The organism is Desulfatiglans sp., from assembly GCA_012513605.1.
Classification (GTDB): Bacteria; Desulfobacterota; DSM-4660; order Desulfatiglandales; family HGW-15; genus JAAZBV01.
The window spans coordinates 1-24,144 of the sequence record JAAZBV010000086.1 but is presented as its reverse complement, the minus strand read 5'-3'; the positions used below and the strand labels follow the sequence as shown (position 1 = coordinate 24,144).

At 42.4% G+C, this 24,144-nt stretch carries 24 protein-coding genes; 19 read left to right on the top strand and 5 right to left on the bottom strand.

Annotated elements, in window-relative coordinates; translation table 11 throughout:
- Nucleotides 1-30 precede the first annotated feature (30 nt).
- From GX654_11230 to aroA, 8 genes are all read left to right on the top strand, one after another.
- Nucleotides 31-636: a shikimate kinase gene (locus GX654_11230; GenBank protein ID NLD37430.1), complete on the top strand. Its 606-nt coding sequence runs from the start codon at nt 31-33 to the stop codon at nt 634-636.
- A 12-nt stretch (nt 637-648) separates the two neighbouring features.
- Nucleotides 649-1,731, top strand: a complete 1,083-nt coding sequence (aroC, locus tag GX654_11225; GenBank protein NLD37429.1) for a chorismate synthase — start codon at nt 649-651, stop codon at nt 1,729-1,731.
- Between the two features lies 1 nt (nt 1,732).
- The gene (gene pheA, locus GX654_11220) at nt 1,733-2,566 is read left to right on the top strand and encodes a prephenate dehydratase (protein NLD37428.1); all 834 of its coding nucleotides are present in this window, start codon (nt 1,733-1,735) and stop codon (nt 2,564-2,566) included.
- Nucleotides 2,567-2,577: 11 nt separating this feature from the next.
- Entirely contained in the window at nt 2,578-3,405 is an 828-nt protein-coding gene (aroF, locus tag GX654_11215; GenBank protein NLD37427.1) for a 3-deoxy-7-phosphoheptulonate synthase, read from the top strand.
- 11 nt (nt 3,406-3,416) lie between these two features.
- Complete coding sequence (locus GX654_11210) at nt 3,417-4,472, top strand: bifunctional chorismate mutase/prephenate dehydratase (GenBank protein NLD37426.1); 1,056 nt, start codon at nt 3,417-3,419, stop codon at nt 4,470-4,472.
- 3 nt (nt 4,473-4,475) lie between these two features.
- A complete protein-coding gene (gene aroD, locus GX654_11205; protein NLD37425.1) occupies nt 4,476-5,162 on the top strand; it encodes a type I 3-dehydroquinate dehydratase in 687 nt (228 codons plus the stop codon).
- Between the two features lie 109 nt (nt 5,163-5,271).
- Nucleotides 5,272-6,084 (top strand): shikimate dehydrogenase, encoded by an 813-nt coding sequence (locus GX654_11200; GenBank protein ID NLD37424.1) that lies wholly within the window; start codon nt 5,272-5,274, stop codon nt 6,082-6,084.
- 82 nt (nt 6,085-6,166) lie between these two features.
- Nucleotides 6,167-7,432 carry a 3-phosphoshikimate 1-carboxyvinyltransferase gene (aroA, locus tag GX654_11195; protein NLD37423.1) on the top strand — a complete coding sequence of 422 codons (1,266 nt, stop codon included), beginning with the start codon at nt 6,167-6,169 and terminating at the stop codon, nt 7,430-7,432.
- A 276-nt stretch (nt 7,433-7,708) separates the two neighbouring features.
- Here aroA and GX654_11190 read toward each other — a convergent pair whose 3' ends face one another.
- Nucleotides 7,709-7,996: a type II toxin-antitoxin system RelE/ParE family toxin gene (locus GX654_11190; GenBank protein NLD37422.1), complete on the bottom strand. Its 288-nt coding sequence runs from the start codon at nt 7,994-7,996 to the stop codon at nt 7,709-7,711.
- A complete protein-coding gene (locus tag GX654_11185; protein NLD37421.1) occupies nt 7,986-8,237 on the bottom strand; it encodes a type II toxin-antitoxin system prevent-host-death family antitoxin in 252 nt (83 codons plus the stop codon). Before GX654_11185 ends, GX654_11190 begins: the two co-directional genes overlap by 11 nt.
- A gap of 202 nt (nt 8,238-8,439) precedes the next feature.
- Here GX654_11185 and GX654_11180 point away from each other — a divergent pair, with 202 nt between their 5' ends.
- Both GX654_11180 and GX654_11175 read left to right on the top strand, forming a co-directional pair.
- A complete protein-coding gene (locus GX654_11180; GenBank protein NLD37420.1) occupies nt 8,440-8,709 on the top strand; it encodes a hypothetical protein in 270 nt (89 codons plus the stop codon).
- Entirely contained in the window at nt 8,688-9,035 is a 348-nt protein-coding gene (locus GX654_11175; GenBank protein ID NLD37419.1) for a type II toxin-antitoxin system PemK/MazF family toxin, read from the top strand. Before GX654_11180 ends, GX654_11175 begins: the two co-directional genes overlap by 22 nt.
- 38 nt (nt 9,036-9,073) lie before the next feature.
- On the opposite strand, the gene GX654_11170 is transcribed toward GX654_11175, so the two are convergent.
- The 3 genes from GX654_11170 to GX654_11160 are packed head-to-tail and all read right to left on the bottom strand — an operon-like array spanning nt 9,074 to nt 11,952.
- Nucleotides 9,074-9,706 (bottom strand): LysE family transporter, encoded by a 633-nt coding sequence (locus GX654_11170; protein ID NLD37418.1) that lies wholly within the window; start codon nt 9,704-9,706, stop codon nt 9,074-9,076.
- Nucleotides 9,707-9,709: 3 nt separating this feature from the next.
- Nucleotides 9,710-10,546 (bottom strand): c-type cytochrome biogenesis protein CcsB, encoded by an 837-nt coding sequence (gene ccsB, locus GX654_11165; protein ID NLD37417.1) that lies wholly within the window; start codon nt 10,544-10,546, stop codon nt 9,710-9,712.
- Entirely contained in the window at nt 10,546-11,952 is a 1,407-nt protein-coding gene (locus tag GX654_11160) for a cytochrome c biogenesis protein ResB (protein ID NLD37416.1), read from the bottom strand. Before GX654_11160 ends, ccsB begins: the two co-directional genes overlap by 1 nt.
- Nucleotides 11,953-12,100: 148 nt before the next feature.
- Here GX654_11160 and serS point away from each other — a divergent pair, with 148 nt between their 5' ends.
- The 9 genes from serS to GX654_11115 all read left to right on the top strand — a co-directional run.
- Nucleotides 12,101-13,372: a serine--tRNA ligase gene (serS, locus tag GX654_11155; GenBank protein ID NLD37415.1), complete on the top strand. Its 1,272-nt coding sequence runs from the start codon at nt 12,101-12,103 to the stop codon at nt 13,370-13,372.
- A 13-nt stretch (nt 13,373-13,385) separates the two neighbouring features.
- On the top strand, nt 13,386-15,212 hold the full coding sequence (gene glmS, locus GX654_11150) for a glutamine--fructose-6-phosphate transaminase (isomerizing) (protein NLD37414.1): 1,827 nt from the start codon (nt 13,386-13,388) through the stop codon (nt 15,210-15,212).
- Between the two features lie 18 nt (nt 15,213-15,230).
- A complete protein-coding gene (locus GX654_11145; GenBank protein NLD37413.1) occupies nt 15,231-15,905 on the top strand; it encodes a 1-acyl-sn-glycerol-3-phosphate acyltransferase in 675 nt (224 codons plus the stop codon).
- Nucleotides 15,868-17,103, top strand: a complete 1,236-nt coding sequence (locus GX654_11140; GenBank protein NLD37412.1) for a M20 family metallo-hydrolase — start codon at nt 15,868-15,870, stop codon at nt 17,101-17,103. The genes GX654_11145 and GX654_11140 overlap by 38 nt, the downstream gene beginning before the upstream one ends.
- Nucleotides 17,100-18,203, top strand: a complete 1,104-nt coding sequence (locus GX654_11135) for a beta-lactamase family protein (GenBank protein ID NLD37411.1) — start codon at nt 17,100-17,102, stop codon at nt 18,201-18,203. The genes GX654_11140 and GX654_11135 overlap by 4 nt, the downstream gene beginning before the upstream one ends.
- Nucleotides 18,204-18,324: 121 nt before the next feature.
- Nucleotides 18,325-20,646, top strand: coding sequence for a tetratricopeptide repeat protein (locus GX654_11130; protein ID NLD37410.1), 2,322 nt, complete (start codon nt 18,325-18,327; stop codon nt 20,644-20,646).
- 95 nt (nt 20,647-20,741) lie between these two features.
- Nucleotides 20,742-21,902 (top strand): hypothetical protein, encoded by a 1,161-nt coding sequence (locus tag GX654_11125; protein ID NLD37409.1) that lies wholly within the window; start codon nt 20,742-20,744, stop codon nt 21,900-21,902.
- Between the two features lie 27 nt (nt 21,903-21,929).
- Complete coding sequence (locus GX654_11120) at nt 21,930-22,298, top strand: response regulator (GenBank protein NLD37408.1); 369 nt, start codon at nt 21,930-21,932, stop codon at nt 22,296-22,298.
- 9 nt (nt 22,299-22,307) lie between these two features.
- Nucleotides 22,308-24,144: FHA domain-containing protein (locus GX654_11115; GenBank protein NLD37407.1), on the top strand; the 1,837-nt coding region annotated here is incomplete at its 3' end.

Genomic DNA, 24,144 nt, shown 5'->3' with positions numbered 1-24,144 from the left:
CACGGCCTTTTTTATTGAGGCAGTGTAAAAATGAATATCGTTCTTATCGGATATCGTTGTACTGGGAAGACATCTGTCGGGAGGCTGATAGCTCATAAACTTGGCAGGAGATTTGTGGATACAGATGACCTGATTACTGAAAAATCCGGGTGCAGTATCAATGAAATGGTAAAGGAAAAGGGGTGGCCATATTTCCGGGATATGGAGAAAGCGGTCATAAAAGAGGTCTCAGCACAGGATAATCTTGTGATCGCTACAGGAGGGGGTGCTGTTACCAGTGATATCAATATGGAAAATCTGAAGGCCAATGGCTTTATCGTCTGGCTGGATGCTGATATCAATACTGTAAAAAGACGACTTAAAGGAGATAATAGATCAACAGAAAGCCGCCCCTCATTGACCGGTAATAAGCCTGTTGATGAAACCGCTGAGGTTATGGAAAAAAGAGGGCCTTTATACAGTAAAGCATGTAATATGAAAGTTGATACTGGTAAAATGGATATCAATGATGTGGCGGATATGGTAATTGAAAGGGTGAAAACAAGACAGAGGTCAGAAGTCAGAGGTCAGAGGTCAGAAGACAGAAGCCAGAAGTCAGGAGTCAGAGGTCAGAGGTCAGAAGTCGGAAGGCAATAGACAGGAGAAAAAATGGCAGGTAATTCATTTGGAGAGATATTCAGGATCACAACCTTTGGGGAATCACATGGTCAGGGGATAGGTGTGGTTGTAGATGGGTGCCCCCCCAGTATAATGCTGAAGAAGTTAGATTTTGATCTTGAGATGGCAAGGAGAAGGCCGGGGACAGGTGAGTTTGACACACCCAGAAAAGAAGAGGATGATGTGGAAATCCTCTCCGGTGTCTTTGAAGACCGCACAACCGGTGCGCCCATTGCCCTTTTTATAAAGAACAGGGATGCGAGGGCTAAATCATATGACTACATGAAAAACCTGTTCAGGCCAGGTCATGGTGATTACACCTATCACATGAAGTATGGCCATTATGATTACAGGGGTGCAGGAAGGTATTCAGCTAGGGAGACCGCTGCAAGGGTTGCGGCAGGTGTAATCGCAGGAAAGATCCTCTCACAGGCAGGCATAAAGGTGATTGCCTATACTGTTGAGCTGGGCGGGATAGGCATAGAGACAAAGGACCTTTCAGTGATTGCGGATAACCCTTTGTACTGCCCTGACATGAAAAAATACAAAGAAATTGAGAAAGCCCTTTCAGAGGCAAAGGCGAATGGCGATTCACTTGGCGGGGTTATTGAGGTGCTGGTAAAAGGGTGCCCGGCGGGCTTAGGTGAACCGGTCTTTGATAAACTCTCCGCTGACCTTGCCAAGGCCATTATGTCCATAGGGGCAGTCAAGGGTATTGAAATAGGCGCCGGGTTTGAGGCCGCAAGGCTAAAAGGGTCACAGAATAATGATCCCCTTACGCTATCTGGTTTCAGCTCAAACAATGCAGGGGGGATACTTGCAGGCATATCAAATGGTGATGATATAATACTCAGGGCAGCAGTTAAACCCATTCCCTCAATAGCTATAGAGCAGGATACAGTTGATAAGAATAGAAACCCTGAAAAGATAAAGAGTTCAGGCAGATTTGATGTAACGGCCATTCCAAGGGTTATCCCTGTTATGGAGGCAATGGTTAAGATAACGCTTGCCGATCATTTTCTCCGCAGCATGATTATGGAAAACTATAATAAATTACAGGATGCAGAATCTTAAAATGGAAAAAAATGAACCATCATGTGTCTGCTATCTTGGCCCAGAGGCAACATTTTCTCACGAGGCGGCAACCATGCTTTTCAGCGGTAATACGCTTCTTAAAGGTGCGGAGACCATTGAGGATATCTTTATAATGGTTGTAAACAACGAGTGTGAGCAGGGTGTTGTACCAATAGAAAACTCCTGCGAAGGGACAGTAAACATCACACAGGATCTCTTTAATAAATATGATGTCAATATATGCGCAGAATATTATTTAAGTGTCAGGCAAAACCTTTTGAGCAGAGAGAAAAGTATTAATGGCATTCGCAGGGTTTACTCTCATCCACAGGCAATTGCCCAGTGCAGATCATGGTTAAGATCAAATATGCCGGGAATAGAGGTTTATGAGCTCTCCAGTACAGCGCTTGCTGCAAAAACAGTAAAGGTGGAGCCTAATGCAGGGGCAATTGGAGGCCGTTTTGCGGCTGAAAGATATGGTCTTAATATCCTTTATGAGGGGATAGAGGATGATAAAAGCAATGTTACAAGGTTTTTTGTCATTGGAAAAGAAAGCCCGAAACCAACCGGGGAGGATAAGACATCCATCATGTTCTTTCTTAAAGACAGACCAGGCACACTGTACAAATGTCTTTCTGTGCTTGCTGACAGGGAGATTAACATGACAAGGATTGAGTCAAGGCCTGCAAAGACATTAAAATGGGAATATCTCTTTTTTGTAGATATAGAAGGTCACAGGGAGGATGTAAATTTGGATGCCGCCCTGAGGGAGATGGAAAGAGATTGTGTGTTCCTGAAAATACTGGGCTCCTATCCCAGAATTCCAAGAGGTTAAATGGTTAAAAAATGAAAAATCTAAAACTTACCACAATTAAGGCGAAGGATCAGGCTAGAACCCTTATCAAGGTTAGGGATGTAACAATCGGACAAGGGTTCACAGTTATTGCAGGCCCATGCAGTATTGAGAGTGAAGAACAGGCAGTTGAAACCGCAATTAAGGTAAAGGAGGCAGGCGCTGACATATTGAGGGGCGGGGCATTCAAGCCCAGGACATCTCCATACGCATTTCAGGGCTTAGGGATTAAAGGACTTCAGATACTTGAAAAGGCAGGTAAGGCATCTGGTCTTCCGGTTGTAACAGAGGTGCTTGATCCGCGCGATGTGTCATGGGTGTGCGAGTATGTGGATATACTCCAGGTCGGCACAAGGAACATGCAGAACTTTTCACTTTTAAAGGAGGTTGGCAAGGCAGGTAAACCGGTACTTCTTAAAAGGGGCATGTTTTCTACCCTGAGCGAGTGGCTCAGTTGCGCTGAGTATGTGCTTGCAGAGGGAAACCCGAATGTGATTTTATGTGAAAGGGGTATAAGGACATTTGAATCATATACGAGAAACACCCTTGACCTTGCAATTGTGCCATCAATAAAGGAGGTGTCACATCTGCCTGTTATTGTGGACCCTTCACATGGTACTGGGCGGTTAAGCCTTGTTGAGAGGATGTGTCTGGCATCAATTGCAGCCGGTGCAGATGGCGTAATGGTTGAGGTACACCGGAATCCGGCAGAGGCCCTTTGTGATGGTGATCAGAGCCTTTCACCGCCTATGTTTATGAGCATGATGAAGAAGATAAGGCAACTGCAGGAATGTATGATAATGATTGATAATCAAAAATAGGGGCGCAAATGATGGAACTAAAAGATATAAGAAAAAAGATAGACCTTCTTGACTCAAGGATTTTAAGGATACTTAATTACCGCATGGAACTGGCATTAATGGCAAAAAAATTAAAGACCAGCATTGAAGATAAAGACAGGGAAAGAGAGATCATCGAAAGGATCAGGCTCAATTCAACAGGGCTTATAAATTCCGAATTTGTTGAAAAGGTTTATACAGAGATAATTAAGGAGAGCAAGGCCCTTCAGCAGAGGGATTACAGGTTGATAGGGTTTCAGGGCGAGCATGGGGCCTATGGCGAAGTAGCCTTAAGGGCATGGAACAGTGAATGGGTATCTGTTCCCTGTTCAAATTATTCAGCGGTTTTTGAAGGGATAAAAAAAGGGTTGTTTGATTACGGTATAGTTGCGGTTGAAAACACCCTTGGTGGGGTGGTTGGCGAGGTGAATGAACTCCTCGTTAATGCAGGTCTCTATGTTGTAGGTGCAGTGGAGCTGCCGGTTTACCTCTGCCTTATGACTCTTCCAGGGACTGACCATCGTGATATCAGGAGCGTATATTCAAGTTCCCAGGCACTCGGGCAGTGTCGTAATTTTCTTGAGAGAAATCATCTTGAGCCTCTCCAGTATTATGATTCTGCGGGTGCAGCAAAGATGCTTGCAGAGGAGACACCGAAATCATCAGCGGTTATTGCAAGTAAACTTTCCGCTGAGATATATGACCTGGAGGTCATTAAAGAGGATATAGATGACTTTGAGAGAAACATGACCAGGTTTCTTATCCTCTCGGCAAAGGAGGATGTTGCAGAGGGCGATAAATGCTCAATACTTTTTTCAACGGCCCATCGTGCGGGCACCCTGTTTAATGTGCTTGAGATATTTGCAAAACATGATATCAACCTGACCCGTATCGGCTCGATCCAGAGCGGGGCTGGCAATTACACCTTTTTCCTTGATTTTATAGGTTCAAACAGGGATGAAAAGGTGGTTGCTTCAATGGAACAGATAAAGAAGGTAACTTCAAGTTTAAGGTTTATGGGCTGTTATAAAGAGAAGAGGGTCAATTAATTGATGGCAAGGAAAAAATATTTACTCTGTATACCAATAGTTGCAAAAGATACCAGGGGGGCCTTAAAAAAAATATCTGAGGCTAAAGAACACACAGATATTTTTGAACTCCGCCTTGATCTTATGGATTCATTTGATCTACATGATATAATCCAGGCAGCAGAAAGACCGGTTATTGTAACCTATCGATCGGTAAAAGAAGGAGGGCAGGGCACGCACGACCCTTTAACCATAGTAAGTTACCTGAAAAGTGCGGCTGATGCCAATGCGGCCTGTATTGATGTTGAACTGAGTATGCCTGCTAAACTGCGTAATGAGATTATTAAAAACAGGAAAAACAGCCGTATTATTATTTCCACACATATAATGGAATATACTCCACCGGAAGGCGATTTATTATTTCTTCTTGATGAAAGTATCAGGGTCGGCGGTGATATAGTAAAGATAGTCACCATGGCCAGGAGCATTGAAGACAACCTGAGAATGCTGGAACTGGTTTCTGAAGCAGGGGAAATGGGCGCGGATATAATTGCGTTTTGCATGGGGCCGCTGGGACGAATGAGCAGGGTGTTCAGTCCTCTTATGGGGGGATATTTAACCTTTGCTTCACTTGAAGAAGGTGAAGAGTCTGCTGCTGGGCAGATCCCGGTTCAGGAGATGAAACGACTACTTGAGTATTTTAAGATATAAAATGAAAAAAGGTCACCACGGAGACGTAGAGAACACAAAGATTTTCTCTGCGCTCTTTGCGTCTTGAATGAGCTTTAGCGAATGGGCGGTGAAATAATTGAATTTTAAGATCGATCAATATACTGAACTATACGGGGTTATAGGAAATCCGGTCAGGCATTCCCTTGGCCCAATAATGCATAATGCTGCCTTCTCTCAAAAAGGTGTAAATGCAGTTTATCTTACATTTGAATCAGATGATATTGAAGGCGCTGTTAAGGGGATGCGCAGCCTTGGCATAAAGGGTATGAGTGTAACAATCCCCTATAAGTCATCAGTCATGCCATTTCTGGATGAGCTTGATCCCCTTGCAAAAGAGATAGGTGCTGTTAATACTGTGGTAAATAATAATAACAGGCTGATAGGATTTAATACTGATGCATCGGGCGTATTAAAGGCCCTTGAAGAGGTGGTTTCTGTAAATGGAAAGAGCTGCATCATTATTGGTGCAGGGGGCGCTGCACGGGCAATAGGATTTATTCTGAAAAAAAATAATGTAAAGCTGATGATTGCTAACCTGTCAGTTAAAAGAGGCATGGAATTATGCAGGTCTCTTGATGCAGGATTCATAGAGATGGAGCAAGTTCCCGATGTAAAGGCTGATATCCTCATAAATACCACTCCTGTGGGCATGTCCCCTGTTATCGATATTTGCCCTGTTCCTGAAAATGCTTTAAGACCAGGCATGACGGTAATGGACATCATATATAATCCTAAAACAACTAAGCTTCTCCATCTTGCCGCAGGCAGGGGGTGCAGGGTAGTTGAAGGGATTGGCATGTTTATTTATCAGGGGGCTGATCAGTTCAGGCTGTGGACTGGCAAAGATGCCCCTGTGGACGTCATGAAAAAGGTGGTTGAAGAATATCTTTACAATGAATGAAATGTAGGGTGGCATTTTATATGCCACCGCAAAGAGGTCGGGAATAAATCCCGCCCCTACGAAGATAAAAAAGATAAGCCAGATGAAAATAATAAAACAAAAAGATAATCTGAACAGCACAGTGAGTATCCCCGGCTCAAAAAGCCTTACCCACAGGGCGCTTATTGCAGCCGGTCTTGCAGATGGAAAGAGTACGCTTAGATCTTTTTTATCATGTGAGGATACACTTTATACCGCAAGCACGCTTCAAAAGTTAGGCATAAATATTGATGTCACCGGTAATATTACAATTGTGCATGGTAATGGCGGGCGATTTCACCAGTCGAACATTAAGCAGACGATTGACCTTGGTAATTCAGGTACATCCTACAGGCTTCTTTTATCAGTAGTGGCCCTCGCCAGAGGAGAATTTCTCTTTACCGGGAGTGACAGGATGAAACAAAGACCAGTCGCCTATCTTGTTGATGCCCTGAAAAGTTTAGGAGTTGATTCATCATATCCAGATAAAAAAGGTTTTCCACCTGTATTAATAAATGCCAGCGGGATCAAGGGCGGTAAGGTAAAGATTCCAGGTGACATAAGCAGCCAGTACATATCTTCACTCCTGCTTTCAGGGCCATATGCAGAATCGGAGATTATTATAGAGGTGGAAGGGGAGCTTGTATCCAGGCCATATATAGATCTTACACTGGATGTAATGAAGGATTTCGGGGTAGATGTGGAGTGTGATGATTATCTCTCTTTTAGAATCCCTTCCCGGAAATCATACAGGGCGTGCGAATATGAGATAGAGGGGGATGTCTCATCAGCATCCTATTTCTGGGGCGCTGCAGCCATAACAGGGGGCAGTGTTAAAACAGAGAATATACATCCATTTAAAACAAGGCAGGGAGATATCGGGCTTTTAAAGATCCTGGAGCAAATGGGTTGCAGTGTAATGTGCGAAGATAATTCTGTAACAGTGAGTGGGGGGAAGTTAAGGGGAATAAAAATTGATATGGGAACAATGCCTGACATGGTTCCCACCCTTGCGGTTATCGCCCTTTTTGCAGAAGGAAAAACCGAGATAAATAATGTCCCGCACCTCAGACACAAGGAAAGTGACAGGATAGCTGATACTGCAAATGAGTTAAGGGCTATCGGCAGCAGGGTTGAGGAAAAGGAGGATGGACTTGTTATTTATGGAGGAGAAAAACTTCATGGTGCTGAGATAGACCCGCATAATGACCACCGCCTTGCCATGAGCTATGCAATGGCAGGTCTAAAGATTCAGGGTATTATAATTAAGAATGAAGGGTGTGTTATAAAATCCTTCCCGGAATTCTGGGGATTATGGGAAATATTATAAACAATATCTTATTGGCTTATTCTGATCGCCCGGTCAAAGGATAAAGATGAAGGGGCTAACAGACTGAATGCAGCCCTTAGCCGGATGAATGAGAATTACATACTGTGCGCCTTTAAACAAAAGGTTGTACCTCTGCTGGTAAAGGAAGGCAAAGATGATCTGTTGCCTGTAATAGTATCCTATATGGATAAGCAACCAGGTGTTTTAGAAAAATTACCAGACAAAGTGAAGAACATGTTGGGATCGGTTAAGATAAAAACCCTAGCTGTCTTTTATTTATGGTCTGCGTTTTTTCATAATATTATATACTGCACCTTTTTCTCTTTTCCCGACCACAATAACAAGGATATACAGTTCGTTGTCGATTACTTCATAAACAAGTCTGTATCCCGAGCTTAGTAATTTAATTTTATAGTGATTTTTAAAACCATGAAGTTGCGCTGAAGGGATGTGCGGGTTTTCAAGTCTTTCATGAAGTTTCTTTCTAAACTGATCTTTTATTGACCTGTCAAGTTTTTCCCATTCTTTAAGAGCAGAAGGAAGAAATTTTAACTTATATGTCATCAATCAAGACCTCTACAGCTTCTGATTTTTCATCTTGACGCTGTTTTATAATTACACCAAGTTCATGATCATCAATAAAATCGAGCATCGCTTCATAGGTTTCTGCAGGTATCAGGTAAGCTGCGGGTCTGTTATGGTTCAGGATAATAATGGGATTCCCTTCTGCCTCCTGCAATAATGCACTGGGATTTCTTTTAAGTTCGGATATGCTTGCAGATAAAGTTGCTAATATGGTTTTCATTATTCATCTCCTATTATGGCTTCTTATTTAATGCTAAAATATGACCTTATTTTATAGTCATTCTTAGTATTTTACAATACATAATAAAGAATCCTAAATATTTCCAAACATAAAATTTCTCTTAATCTTATAAAAGATGATTGGCAATCCTACTATTGGTATGATCAAATAGATTGAAAAATCGGATTATAAGGAGGTAATTATGGGATATACAAAATTAAGTGTCACTATTCCTGAAGAAATGTATGAGGAGATCAAGGACCTTTCCTTAAAAAGGAAATGTAAAATAAGCCATTTTGTCTCTGAAGCCATTGCAGAAAAAACTAAAAAAATGAAGGCCGAGGCATTGATACAGCAGATTAATGAAGTACTTAATGATCCGGATGTCTTAAATGAGCAGGGTGTTATGGCAAAGATGATTGCAGGTAATACTGATCTGGAAGAATTGCCATGGGTGATATATACTGGGTAAGGTTTGGTGCGTCTAACGATTCCGTACCATCAGGGAAAAGACCTGCGATAATAATCCAGAATAATATCCTGAATAGCAGTAATATTAGAACAACAGTTGTCTCACTGCTCACATCCAATACAAAATTTTCATTGATACCCGGCAATGTTTTATTAGAGAAGGGTGCTGCAAATCTGCCTAAAACAAGCGTAGCGGTTGTCAGTCAGATAGCAACTGTGGATAAAGAAAGACTCCTTGAGAAGATCGGCTCTCTCGATAACAATACCCTTGAACATGTACTGAAAGGCTGTCAAATGGTTGTTTCCAGGTTAATGGATTTAATATGAAAAACCAACAGATGTTGTTGATGGGTAGGACAAATGAATCATATGGGAAAAGAAATGGAAAAATATGATATCCCGCTTTTAATGAAATATATTGCAAATATGAACATAACCACTCCCAGAAATCTTATCAGGTATAAATAGAATCGGCTGCTCAGGATGTGTCTTGATTTCCCTGTGATTGCAGCAATAACCACCTTTGAACCGATCAGGAGAGAGTAAAATATAATGATAAAGAGTATCGCATATATAAAACCTTCATGGTAAGCCTTTAATATAGTTGGTGCGCCTATTGTAAACCAGAACACATATGGACTTGGATTAAGAAGGTTAGCGATTATTCCCTTTTTGATGACATTTACCTGATCTGTCGCCCCTTCATGGTTAATACCCTTGAATGAAATGCTTTCAAATGCAAGATATATGAGGAAGATGCTCCCGCCAAAGGCAATCATACCCAGGAGGTAATCAATATTTACGATCCTTGACATAACAAGGATTGTAACAACTATTATGGGCAGGTCTGTAATGAGCGGGGACGCAGCAACCTTGAACCCCTCTTTTGTGCCGTGTTTGAGGGTTTCAGATATCACAAGGGTCAATAATGGGCCTGGGATCAACCCGCTCAGGCCCAGAAGAAAAGCAGAGGTGATATATGTAAGGCTATCTGTCATCTCCTATGATGAGCCATAGCTGTGAAGCCCTGAAAGAAGCAGGTTTACACCCAGGTATGTAAAGATTACACAACAGAAACCAATAATAGAAAATACAGCGAGCCTTTTACCGCGCCAGCCTGAAATCAGGCGTGAATGCAGCATGGCAGCGTACACAAACCATGTTATAAGCGACCATGTTTCTTTAGGGTCCCAGCTCCAGTAGGTGCCCCATGCAGAGTTGGCCCATACAGCCCCTGTTATAATCCCCAGCGTGAGCATTATAAAACCTATGACAACCATCTGGTAACTGAGTTCTTCAAGCACTTCGAGATCAGGGATCAGTCTCTGGATAATATCTCCGGATGTTTTTGTTATCCTGCCTTTCAAAAGATACATTATGCTTAATGCAAATGAAAGTGCAAAGGCCGCATAACCAAAAAAGCATGTTATAACATGGGATATGAGCCAGTTGCTTTTTAATGCAGGAAGAAGGGGTTGTATCTCGCTGTTTGAAAAGGATGAATAAGCCATAATCAGGAAGGCTATAGGCGTAGCGAATACACCTATGCTTTTGTTCCCTATCCGCCATTCGATAATGAGGTACAGAAGAATAACTGTCCATGAAAAAAATACCAGTGACTCATACATATTGGATAGCGGCGCCCTGCCTATGCCCATCTGGTATGATTCTATCCATCTGAGTATAATGGCTGTAGTATGGCCAGCAAACCCTGTGGCTGTAATAATTGTGGCGATCTTCCCGAATGTCTTTTTTTCTACAATCATCAGAAGAAGGTAGAATAGAAAAGAGAAGAAATAAAAAAAGGTGATGTAGTTTAAAATTGTGCCGCTCATAATCAGTTATTCTTCTCCTCTAATTTTATAGTTAACTGTCTGGTAATCCTGTCAAGCTCTCTTCCCATTCCTACCGGGTTTTTATTTGCATAGCCAGCGATACTGATGGTCGTTATATTACTTTCTTCATCTATCCTTATCCATACGCGTCTGTGGGAGGTAAAAAATGTCATAATAAGACCCAGCACAATAGCAAAAAAACCGGCATAAATAAGAGGTACTCCAGGGTCTTTATTGACCTGTAAACCTGTATAGTAGGCAGATTCAACCCCATCCAGGGAAAAGGTATATGGTTCAATAATTGAAGGATCAAACATTGGGAATTGTTCAAACTCCATGGAAAACCGTTGCCTGATATCCTCATAATTTTTAAAAAGCCAGATATCAGCATCTTCGCCAGCAAGTGATTTAATGTGAACCTTTATGGCCGGTCCCATTCTCATAAAGTTGTCACGTATCTCCTTGAGAGTAATCTCTCCGCCATTATTCGGCAGGGGGCTTGGTTTACCTTTTTCTATTTTCAATTTTATCAGTTCTTCATAACCTTTTTGATGGACAGTTATAAATGCCTCATCACCAGGTACAGATCCGTAACTTGACTGGTAAAAGGTAATACCCATAAAGGTTAGCGGGTGATTAACAAGAAGGTGTCCCTGCTTTACTGTATTTCCATCAATAGAAAACCTGATATCGCTTTTGTATTCCTTTGGCTGGCCATTATTATAAAAATCAACCGTGAATTTATCGCAGCTTACTGTAAAGCCTAAGTCTATTTGGTTGTGTCTATTTTGACCGGCCAATGAGACATAATCAATAGATTCCCCCTCAAGGATATTTATGTATCCCTTGAATCCGAATAATGACCCGGTAATTGACCCGGCTAAAATGAGAAGAACACTTAAATGGACAATATACACACCGAAAAGGGAATAACGACCTTTATCCCCGTAAAAATAGGCGGCTTTTTCAGTCTGCTTTTCTACTGTCCTGGAGAATTGCTTTACAATAAGCCCTTTTACTATAGAAAACGCATCATTTTTCATAATGCTGCTTTTTATGATCCTGTCAGGGCTGACATGTGAAAATATCTTTTCCCGGTCAGGAGAGGGGAGCCTTCCATATATCTTTAATGTGCCGGGGAATTTATTTAATGTGCAGGCGATCAGGTTGATTGAAAGGATAAAGATGATCAACCTGAACCAGAAAGACTGATACATGTTGTATAATTCAAGGGAGATTACTATCTTTCCAACAACAGGGCCAAGCTCTTTTATAAACAGTGAGTCAGCCCCTTCCTGGGGAATTATTGTGCCTATTATTGATGTTGCAGCAAGCAGTACAAGGATGAAAATGGTAAGCTTTACTGAACAGAGAAAATTCCATATGGGGTTTGTTTGCGTTTTATTCATATTTTTTATGTTAAACCTTTATTTGTCCGATGTAATTTATTTTTGCTGTATACCATGTAAAATATAAAGCCGCAATTAACAAAAAAGGCATTTGACCATATGCATTGATTCATGTTAAAAATTATCGAACTAAACTAAGAGGGTAAAAATGCTTGATCTGAAATATATCCGCAATAATATTGAAATAATAAAGGTGATGCTCAAAAATAGAAATAATGACCTGGACATCTCTGTTTTTGAGGCAATTGACGCAAAAAGAAGGGACAATCTTGCTGAGCTAGAATTTCTCCGTTTTAAACGTAACAAGGTCAGTGAGGATGTTGCCTCCATGAAAAAGAGGGGTGAAGATGCATCCTCTCTTATAGCTGATATGAAAGGTGTATCTGGAAAAATAAAGGAGCTTGAAACTGAACTGGGGGAGATAGAAGAAAAACTTAACCAGCTTGTAATGATAATCCCGAATGTCCCACATGAGTCAGTTCCTGTTGGTCGTGATGAAAAGGATAATCCTGTTGTTCGTTCCTGGGGAGATATCCCCAAATTTGATTTTGAGCCCCAGGCTCACTGGGATATAGGCGAAAAACTGAACATACTTGATTTTAACAGAGCAGCAAAGCTTGCCGGGGCAAGGTTTGCCCTTTACAGGGGCGCTGGCTCCAGGCTTGAAAGGGCGCTGATTAACTTTATGCTTGATCTACACACGACTGAGCATGGGTATACCGAGATACTGCCCCCGTTTATGGTGAACGCAGAAAGTATGACTGGCACTGGGCAGCTCCCCAAGTTCAAGGAGGACCTCTTCAAGATAGAGGGGTGGGATCATTACCTGATACCAACCGCTGAGGTGCCTGTAACCAACATCCACAGGGAAGAGATACTTAAAGAGGAAGATCTGCCTGTATATTATACTGCCTATACACCATGTTTCAGGTCAGAGGCAGGTTCTTATGGAAAAGATACAAGGGGGCTTATAAGAAATCACCAGTTTAACAAGGTGGAGCTTGTAAAGTTTGCAAGGCCGGAAGATTCCTATAATGAGCTTGAGAAACTCACCGTGAATGCCGAAGAGGTGCTTAAACGTCTTAAGCTCCCCTACAGGGTCATAACATTATGCACGGGTGACGTTGGATTTTCTTCTGCAAAGACATATGATATCGAGGTCTGGCTGCCCGGTCAAAACCTGTATAAAGAGATATCCTCATGCAGTAATTTTGAGGATTTTCAGGCAAGGCGCGCCAGTATAAGGTTTAAACGCAAGGGTGCCAAGGGCACAGAGCTGGTACATACACTTAATGGTTCAGGCCTGGCTGTTGGAAGGACATTTGTCGCTCTCCTTGAAAACTATCAGCAGAAGGACGGAAGCGTGGTTATCCCTGATGTCTTAAGGCCATATATGGGCGGCATGGAAGTTATAAGGTAAAGGAGATGGAAATATGTGCGGTATAGTCTGCTATGTAGGGAACAGCAAGGCAAAACCACTTCTTGTAGAAGGATTGAAAAGGCTTGAATACAGAGGATATGATTCTTCAGGCGTAGCAATACAGGATGCAAACAAGATGGATTATTACCGAGCTGTCGGAAAGATCGCAGAGCTTGAAAAGAAGATCAACGGGCTTGAGATCAATGGCACAACCGGGATTGCCCATACCAGGTGGGCTACTCATGGAGAGCCTACTGAAAAAAACGCCCATCCTCACAGCGATATGGAAGAAAAGATATTTGTAATTCATAACGGGATCATTGAAAACTACCAGTCTATCAAGAAAAGACTTGAGAAGAAGGGTGTAATCTTCAGGAGTGACACTGACACAGAGGTCCTTGCACACCTGATATCTGAAAATTTCAGCGGTAGCCTCAATGAAGCGGTGCGAAAGTCCATATCACAGGTTGAGGGTACCTTTGGGCTGGCGGTTCTGCATAAAGATATTCCGGGCCAGATTGTTGTTGCTCGCAGAGGGAGCCCTCTCATTATTGGCCTTGGCGATGATGGTAATTTTGCCGCATCTGATGTCTCTGCTATGGTCAGGTATACAAAAAATGTTATTCACCTGAATGACAATGAGCTTGCCACCATAACAAAGGATGATGTCTCCATATCTACTGCACAGGCTACCGCCATTCAAAGAGAGGCAGAAACAGTGGAGTGGGCAGCAGATGATGTAGAGCTGGACGGGTTTCCTCATTATATGCTCAAGGAGATATTTGAGCAGCCTGAGACCATAAAAAATGCCATGAGGGGCCGACTTGAAAAGGGAGAGGGGGTACCGAAACTTGGCGGTATCATGCCTGTCTGGGATAAACTCAAGGATTGTAAACATATAGTAATTATTGCGTGCGGCACATCCTACTATTCAGGTTGTGTAGGCAGATATGTTTTTGAGAAACTTACAGAGATAGATGTCCAGGTGGAGCTGGCATCAGAGTTCCGCTACCGCAAGCTTAACTTCCCGCCAAATACATTTATAATATCCATGAGCCAGTCAGGTGAAACAGCTGATACCCTCGCGGCAATGAGGGAGGCCAGAAGAAAAGGAGCTCATCTGCTTGGCATTGTAAATGTGGTAGACAGTTCAATTGCACGCGAGACAGATGCGGGCATTTATAACCATGCAGGCCCTGAGATAGGTGTTGCATCCACAAAGATATTTATATCTCAGCTAACCATACTTACCCTTCTTGCCATCCTGCTTGGAAGGCACCAGAGCCTCTCTCTTACCGAAGGGGTGGAGGCCATAAGGGCTATGGAGGCCCTGCCGGATCAGGTGCAAAGCATTCTCTCAAAGGCAAACCAGATAGAGACCATTGCCGCAAAATATCATGACAAGAGTAACTGGCTATTCTTAGGTAGAAAGTACCAGTTCCCCATTGCCATGGAGGGTGCCCTGAAACTGAAGGAGATATCCTATATTCACGCTGAAGGATATGCCGCAGGAGAGATGAAGCACGGGCCTATCGCCCTTATAAATCCCCAGATGCCCACGGTCGCGATAGCGCCAAAGGACTCCATGTATGACAAGATGATCAGCAATATACAGGAGATAAAGAGCCGAAGGGGCCCGATAATAGGCATAGGCACAGAGGGAGACACAGTATTAAAGGAAATGGTGGATGATTTTATAGAGATTCCCCAGACCCTTGATTTCCTGTACCCCATACTTACAGTTGTCCCCTGTCAGCTTTTGGCATATTATTGCGCATTGATGCTTAAGAGGGATATTGATAGACCCAGAAATCTTGCAAAGAGTGTGACAGTAGAATAAAGGATTTATTCAAATCTGATGACCGCATCGGTTATATTGAAAAGGAATCTTTTTGTTGCTGGCATAGTAAGGCTTGCAGCAAAGGCATTCCTTTTTCCCTTTTTCAGGATGAATGTCAGTGGCGCAGATAATCTCCCTGAAAATGGGGCCTTTGTGCTTCTTCCAAGGCACCAGCGGTGGGAAGATATCCCCCTGATTGCCATATCAGTAAAAAGGCCTTTATACTATATAGCAAAACAGGAGCTGTTTGATAGTTTTATAATAAAAAGGTTTATTTCTATGGTGGGAGGAATTCCCCTTGACAGGAAGCGCCCTGCAAGGAACAGAAATACCTGCTCCTCACTGCTTCAGAAACTCTCTGACGGTGAGGGGGTTGTGCTGTTTCCTGAAGGCACATATTATAAAGATCAAATTGGTAAAGGTCATCCGGGAATGATCAGATATGTCTATGAGAATGTAGATACCCTGTTTGTCCCTGCTGGTATAGAATATATAAAACAGAAATACAGGGCAGATGTCAGGATAAATATTGGCAATCCCCTGAGGGGGGCTGATTTTAAAGATTCACAGCTATTATTTGCCACTATAATGAGCCAGATCGCACAGCTATCAGGGCTCAGAGACAATATATTATTTAAAGAGCTGAGGGATAACCATGAAGAAGGAAAAAAATATTTTTACAACAATAGATAAATACAGGGATGAGATAGTCCTGTTCCAGTCAGAACTGACAAAAAGGGTGGCCCTTGGCCCTGATAATGGCGGTACAGGAGAACATGAAAAGTCAGCATATTTGAAAAAGCGATTTGAAGAGATAAACCCTGACATCCTATATGAAGTAAGAGCGCCCGACAGAAGGGCCAAGGATGGTTACAGACCAAATATCGTAGCAAGGTGGGGGAAGGATGAATCACTGCCTGTTGTATGGGTATTGAGCCACATGGATATAGTGCCGCCCGGTGACCTTTCCTTATGGGAGAGTGACCCCTATAAGATTCGGGTGGATGGCGACAGGATTATTGGCAGGGGTGTTGAGGATAACCAGCATGGCATAGTTGCATCAACCCTTGCTGTAAAGGCTGTGCTTGAATCAGGCCTTAAGCATAACAAAATGGGCCTTATAATGGTGGCAGATGAAGAGACAGGCAGCAGGTATGGCCTGGAGTATATTGTCAAAAACAATAAGGATATTTTTAAACCTGATGATCTTATTATTGTGCCTGACTGGGGCGCAGAGGATGGTTCCATGATAGAGGTCGCTGAGAAATCCATGCTCTGGCTGAAATTCACTGTTAAGGGAAAGCAGTGCCATGCAAGCACCCCGGAGAGGGGAAACAACACATTGTTCGGTGTGGCAAGGCTAATTATTGAACTTGAGAAGTTGAAAGGTGCCTATGATTTCAGGGATGAGCTCTTTTCGCCTCCCTTTTCTACATTTGAACCCACAAAGATTGAAGCAAATGTACCCAATGTTAACACCATACCCGGGAAGGATGTCTTCTATCTGGATTGCAGGGTGCTCCCTGTTTATAAGATTGATGAAATACTCAAGTATGCAAGAAAGACAGCCGATAGGGTCGAAGGAGAATTAAATCTTGAAATAACAATTGAAACAGTAAACAGGGAGGATGCATCAGGATCAACCCCAGTAAATGCGCCTGTTGTAGCCGCCTTGAAGAGGGCTATAAAAAAGGTAAAGGGTGTTGATGCATCAACCAAGGGTATAGGCGGGGGCACGGTTGCCTCTTTTTTCCGCAAGGCGGGGCTGAATGCTGCGGTATGGAGCACCTGCCTTGATGTGGCGCATCAACCTGATGAGTATTGCAGGATACCTGATATCATTGATGATATTAAGGTCTTTGCATCAATATTCCTGGATGACACTATTTGAATAAAAAAGATGAATGCAGGATTACTGCACTGCTTGATGATGGAGTTAGGAGCGGTGTCTTTCCAGGCGCTGTCCTATTAATAGCTCTTGGCGGTGAGATCATATTCACAAAGGCAGCGGGTATTTTATCAACGGCCGCTTCAAATGCACCTGTCAGGGTGAACAGCATATTTGATCTGGCTTCATTAACAAAACCCTTTGCAACCACCCTTGCGGTTATGAGACTTGTTGATAAAGGGGTCATATCCCTGGATCAATCCCTTGTGGAATTATTGCCTTGTCTGCTCCCTGATGAAAAAAAGGGGATTACAGTTCGTCTGTTACTGTGCCATTCGTCTGGCTTACCGGATTGGAAACCTTATTATATTGACCTTATGAAATATGAGCCTTACAAGAGAAAAAGTCTATTGAGGGAACGGGTTATAATGGAGCCGCTGGCCTATCCCTGTTGTAAAGGCATACAATACAGCGATCTCGGGTTCATGCTCCTTGAATGGATAATTGAGCTTGCATCTGGTGTTAAGATGGATGAATACCTGAAGGAATTTTTTTATCACCCACTAAGGCTTGATCGCACATATCTTATTAATAAAAAGGCGCCTTTCAGCCCTGATGAAATAGCAGCTACTGAATTGTGCCCGTGGCGGAAAAGGGTAATTCAAGGAGAGGTGCATGATGAAAACGCATATGCCATTGGCGGTTATTCAGGCCATGCAGGCCTGTTCGGGTGCGCAGAGGATCTTTTCATATTGCTCAATATGTTAAGGCAGCACTGTTACGCTGAGAGGTGTGATTTTTTCAGGCCTGAGACTGTGCAGGATTTTTTCAGCAGACAGGATATAGTTAAAGAAAGCACTTGGGCGCTGGGGTGGGATACTCCATCAAAAGAAGGGTCAAGCTCAGGCAGATATTTTACATGTAACAGTATCGGGCATCTTGGATTTACAGGTACATCGGTCTGGATGGATCTTGAGCAGGATATAATGGTTATACTCCTCTCAAACAGAGTTCATCCGACCAGGGAAAATAAAATGATAAGGCCTTTCAGACCAATGATACATGATCTTGTCATGGAGGGTGTTTTTAATAAACGAGGCTAAAATTCAATCAGTTTGACATTGTGATGTTTTGCTTGTTATATTGAAAACTGGTTATAACAATCTGAAATAAGATAACAGGTCAGCTGGATCATATTTAGTATTATCCAAGGAGACGTTAAAAATGAAGATGAAAGAATCAATAATCCCAATTCAATGCTTAAGAGTGGTCTCAATCCTGATTCTTGCCCTGATGATTACCGCATGCGGGAGCAGTGAGGATAAGTTGGAAAAGCATCTTGCAAGGGCAAAGGAGTATGCTGCCGGTGGTGAATACAAAAAGGCTGTTATAGAGTATAAAAATGTAATCCAGCTTGAACCCAAAAACGACACAGCCCATTATGAACTGGGCGAAGTATATCTTAAGTCTAATGAGGTACGGGAGGCATTCCAGTCATTCTCCAGGGCGGTATCGATTAATCCTGCAAATATCCCCGCACAGTTGAAGATGGGTCAACTGCTGCTCCTAGGAAGGCAGACAAAAGAGGCAAAGGAAAAGGCAGAGCTTGTTCTTGAGGAAATGGCTGATAATATAGAGGCATTAAGCCTGATGGCCGGGATATACATACAGGAAAAAGACCTGGATTCCGCTTTGTCAACCCTTGTTAAGGCCTCAGAACTCAAACCCGATCACCTGAATACGCAGGTATCCCTGGGCAGGGTATATTTGATGAAAAATGACCTTGATAGTGCTGAAAAGATGTTCCAGAGGGTTATAAAACTTGATCCAAAGGATCAGACATCTTACATTGAGCTGTCCCGGATCTATGGGTCCAGAGGGGAATGGGAAAAGGCGGAAAAAGAGCTGCTTTCAATGCTTGAGGGTATAGAGTCAAAATACCAGGGTATTAATGTGCTCGCCAGTTTTTATGAAAGCAGAAACAGACCCGATGATGCTGAAAAGCAGTATTTAAAGGCGGTTGAACTGGCGCCTGCTCAGGATATAGCTCCATTAATGAACCTGGGTGCCTTTTATGCACACCAGAAATCATATGAAAAGGCGCTTGATGCAATGCAAAAGGCAAGCGCAATTAAGAAGGATGATATAAATGTGCTGATGAATATTGCTGCACTACATTTTGATTATTCAAAGCCTGATGCCGCTGAAGCGGTTGTCGACAGCATACTTGCAAAGGATAAAGGGCATATTGGCGCTAATTTTTTAAAAGCAAGGCTTTATCTTACTAAAAAGGATTATAATAATGCACTTGAGCGCCTTGAACTTGTACTCCGCGATCAGCCGGAAAACAGCTCTGCCCACTACTTAAAGGGCCTTTGCCTGATCAGCAAAGATGAACTTGAGCTTGCAAAGGGGAGTCTTCTGAAATCCGTTGAGCTTAACCCGCGCCTTGTGGAGGCGCGCCTGATACTTGCAGATTTTTATTTAAGATCAAGGGATAAGGAGCTTGCAAGAAAACAGATCGATAGCGTTCTTGAAATCCTGCCTGATAATATTCAGGCGCTTACCCTTCTTGGTAATCTCAGGATACTTGATGGGGATGCAAATGGTGCAGAGGCGGCCTACATTAAGGTAAAAGAGCTTAGACCTGATGATGCAGGTACCTATATGAGGCTTGGTGTACTCTATAATAGGACAAAAAGGGCTGAAGATGCAAAAGGCATGCTTCAAAAGACACTTGAAATTGATCCTAACAGGGTAGATGCACTCGGTATACTTGTTAGTATCCTGGCAAATGAGAAAAAATATAATGAGGCTATTGAACTTTGCAACACATACAGTGCAAAGGCCGGAGATAAAACACAATTGCTTGCCATAATAGAGTATTTACGTGGCAATTTATTCCTTGAGCAGGAAAAAACAGATGATGCCAGGGGATATTTTGAAAAGGCAATTGATACAGACCCGAACCTTCTGCCTCCCTATGAAATTCTGGCGAAGCTCGCCCTAAAGGATAAAAATTTCAAGGATGCTATAACCAGATATGAAGAGATAATTGCTAAAAGGCCGGATTATCTGGCAGGGTATCTGGCAATCGGCACTATATATGACCAGCAGGGTGATAATAAGAGGGCAGAAGAGTTTTATCGCAAGGCGCTGGCAATAAAGAAAGATTTTGGCGCAGCTGCAAATAACCTTGCATGGAAACTTGCTGAAAAAGGAGAAAATATTGATGAGGCGCTTGAGTATGCAAGGATAGCAAAGGAGCAGATGCCTGATAACCCCTCAGTAATGGATACACTGGGTTGGATATATTATCTGAAGGGGAGTTATCTTAATGCCATTTCAGAACTGCAGGACAGTGTTGAGAGGGTGCCTGATAATCCTCTAATAAACTATCATCTTGGTATGGCATTGCTTAAAAACAATAAACCGGCAGAGGCTGGATCATATCTGAAAAAGGCACTAATGCTTGATCCCGGTTTCAAGGGGGCTGAAGAGGCAAAAAAGGCTTTAAAAGAGATTGAGGCTGGAGTAAATCAGTAGCCTTCAAAATACAGTAGGCAGAATGAAATTTGCCTTTTTCTGTCTACTGTTTCCATTCTACTGTCTACTCCCTGTTATAAAAGGCTTTAAAGATAATGAAAAATTTCCCCTTTAAAATTCTTTTTTTATGTATCTTCTTTCCTCCTGTACTCTATATATTTACCCTCAACGGGCTTGAAATATATCTTCATAATAAGACAGAAGAAAGGATCTCTGCCATAGTCATTAAGAATGAGAAAGAATTATATGCGGGGAGACATTCTGTAAGGGACGAAATAAACAGAAATATCAGCGGGTACCTGATTGAAAATGCCTTCCATTACAGGCTTGGGATCAATACAGATGTTATAATAAAAACAAATAGCAACAATGTATTGTACCCGTCTCAATTGAACGGAGATAGAAATGAATACCAGCATCATGCCGCAAACGAGGTAGTTAACTATATGGATGTGGCGGCTGAAAATTATAGTATACTGAATGACGGCCTTATAATTTTGCCCGAGGTAAGGATCAGACAGAACAGCTGGTTATCAAACAGCATACTTGTGTTTTATATTTTTTTGGCGCTGCTTATTCTGAGATCTTTCATCCTGAGAAGTCTTAGGTACAATGAGGAAAGAGAAAAGGAGCAGGCAAATACAATAGCAAAGCTCTCGGAAAGACTCTTTTCATATGAAAATGAGATTTCAAATATTAAGGAAAAGGAGAAGGGATATTCGGATAGTATCGGGGAATTAAACAGGGAAAAGGCAAATCTTTCCTCAGATATTGATGGGCTGCTTGAGGAGATGGAAAGGCTCGAATCCGGTCTTAAGACCCAAAAGGAGCTGCGTGAAACAAGAGAAAGGGAGATCGATGGCCTTAAGAAAGAGATAGAAGAGATAAAGCTTAAGAGTGAAAAATCGAAAAAAAAGGGCAGAAGGCAGGAAATAATAGATAAAAGATTCAGGGTGTTATATAAAAATCTTACCTTTACAGAAAAGGCAATAGATGGTTTTGTTGATCTTTCGGATGAGTTACAGCTCAAGGCGGAAGAGGTTATCCACCGAATCAATGAGGATGACTCAGCCATTAATATCAGGCGAAAGGTATTCAGCAAAGGGGGCAAAATAAATGTGCTTGAGGTTGATTTTGCCTATTCAGGGAGGATATACTACCAGAAGGAGACAAAGGCAAAAAGCAATATTATAGCAATAGGTACAAAAGCCACCCAAACGCAGGATCTTGGTTATCTGGAAAGGGAATATAATTAGAGAAACGCAAAAAAAAGGAATAATGATATGGGCACAGAAGGAAAAACGATTTTAATAATTGAAGATGACCTGGATGTCTTGTCTGCCTTTGTAAAAAACTTTAAATACCTCGGGTATGAAGTGATTATTGCGACCGACGGCCTGGACGGGTTGAAAAAGGTTGATGCAGGCGGGTATGATATTGTTATCACGGATATTGTTATGCCCTTTGTAAGCGGTGTCGGGGTGGTCACCACCCTCAAGGAAAAGAGGCCGGAGATCCCGGTCATAGCCATTACAGGTTTTGGGAAGGAGCCGGAATCTGCCGCCATAGAAAAAAAAGCAGATATAGTACTCTCAAAACCGGTAAAAATGGCTGTTTTAAAAGAACATGTTGACAGGCTCCTGGCAAAGTAGGCATGAATCATGCTCAAATTATTTTTTCTAAATGGGGACAAAAAAGGTAAAAGCCTAGATGTAAAGGGAGATATTATATATATTGGCAGACTCCCTGACAGTGATATCCAGATAATGGATAAAACCGTATCAAGAAAACACCTCCGAATCACCAGGAATGGTGACAAATTCATTATAAGGGATCTTGGCAGTAAAAACGGGACATTCCTCAAGGGGAAGCAGCTTATCCCGGATATTGATTATGAACTCAATGAGGGCGTCCCCTTTGCTGCCGGAAATGTTGCCATGTCTATCGGCGTAATATCTGCGGAGCCGGTTTTCAGCCCCAGTGAGATGGCGGATCTCTCAGCCCATTTCTCAAGCACTGCCATGTTTACTGCCTATAAAGACAGGCCCATGACCCCTCCCAAAAACATGGATTTCCTGTTCAAGGTATCAAATATAATTAACCAGTCACTTAACATAAATGAAATCATGCAGAAGGTGCTGGATTACCTTTTTGAGCTGCTAAAGCGGATAGACAGGGGTTTTATAATACTGGTGGACAGTGAAACAGGCGAGTTTACAAATGTGATATCCCGCATTGCAAAGTCAGTTGATGACGGTTCTGTATCATACAGCTACAGTAAGACAATAGTTGACGGTGTTATAAAGAGCGGAAAACCTCTTACAATCCTTGATACATTCGGGCAGGATGATGCGGATGTCTCTGAGAGCATGGAACTTATGCATGTGAAATCTGTTATGTGTTCTCCGTTAATCAGCAGAGAAAAGGTACTGGGGGTACTTTATGTAGACTCTGTAAAGATCCCATACGGTTTCAGGGAGGATGACCTTGCCCTTGTTACAGCCCTGTGCAGCACTGCTGCTATCGCCATAGAAAATGCGATGCTGTATCGTAACCTTGAAACCATTATAGAGCAGCAGACAAGCGATCTGAATGATGCTGAAAAGATGCTGAGCGAGAGTGAAAAACGCTTCAGGGCAATGTTTAACAACCTGAACAGCGGAGTTATCATCTTCAAGGTAATTGATGATGGTAAGGATTATCTTATCCTTGACATCAATAAGGCAGACTCAAAAATAGATAATATTAACAAGAGGGATGCCATAGGTAAAAGTGTTCTGGATGTTCTTCCCGAACTGAAAGAGGCGGGGCTGATCCAGAGGCTTGAAAAGGTCTGGAATACAGGAAAGGCTGAAAGATGCCCCATAACCATAGAAAAGGGTGATAACAGGAAAAGCTGGAGGGAGTACTATATATGCCCTCTTCCTGATAATGAACTTGTTGCCATTTTTGATGATATAACTGAAAAGAAGAATGCGGAATTCGAACAGAAGGCACTTCAGGAGCAGCTTTTTGTAGCCCAGAAAATGAAGTCCATAGGGGCCTTTGCCGGGGGCACTGCACATAATTTCAGGAATATACTCCAGGCCATATCTGGTAATGTGGAATACCTTGAGGTTATTTATGGTGAAAAGCCCGAGGTAAAGGAGCTGACAAAAAATATATATAGCTCAATTGACAGGGGGGTTGGCCTTATCAACAACCTTTTGCATTTTGCGAAGCAGGGTTGGGCCCTTGAGATGGAGGAGATTGATCTTGCAGAGGTTATCATGAAGACACATGATATCATCGAAAAGGTTTTTAACAAGAATATCAGGATAAAGATGATACTTGAAGACGATCTGCAGGTAAAGGGTAACCTCTCACTCTTGAGCCAGGCATTTATGAACCTCTTTACAAATGCAAGGGATGCAATGCCTAATGGCGGTGACCTTACAGTAAAGGCAAAAAAGATAAATAACAAGGTTGTGACATATGTAATTGATACAGGGCATGGTA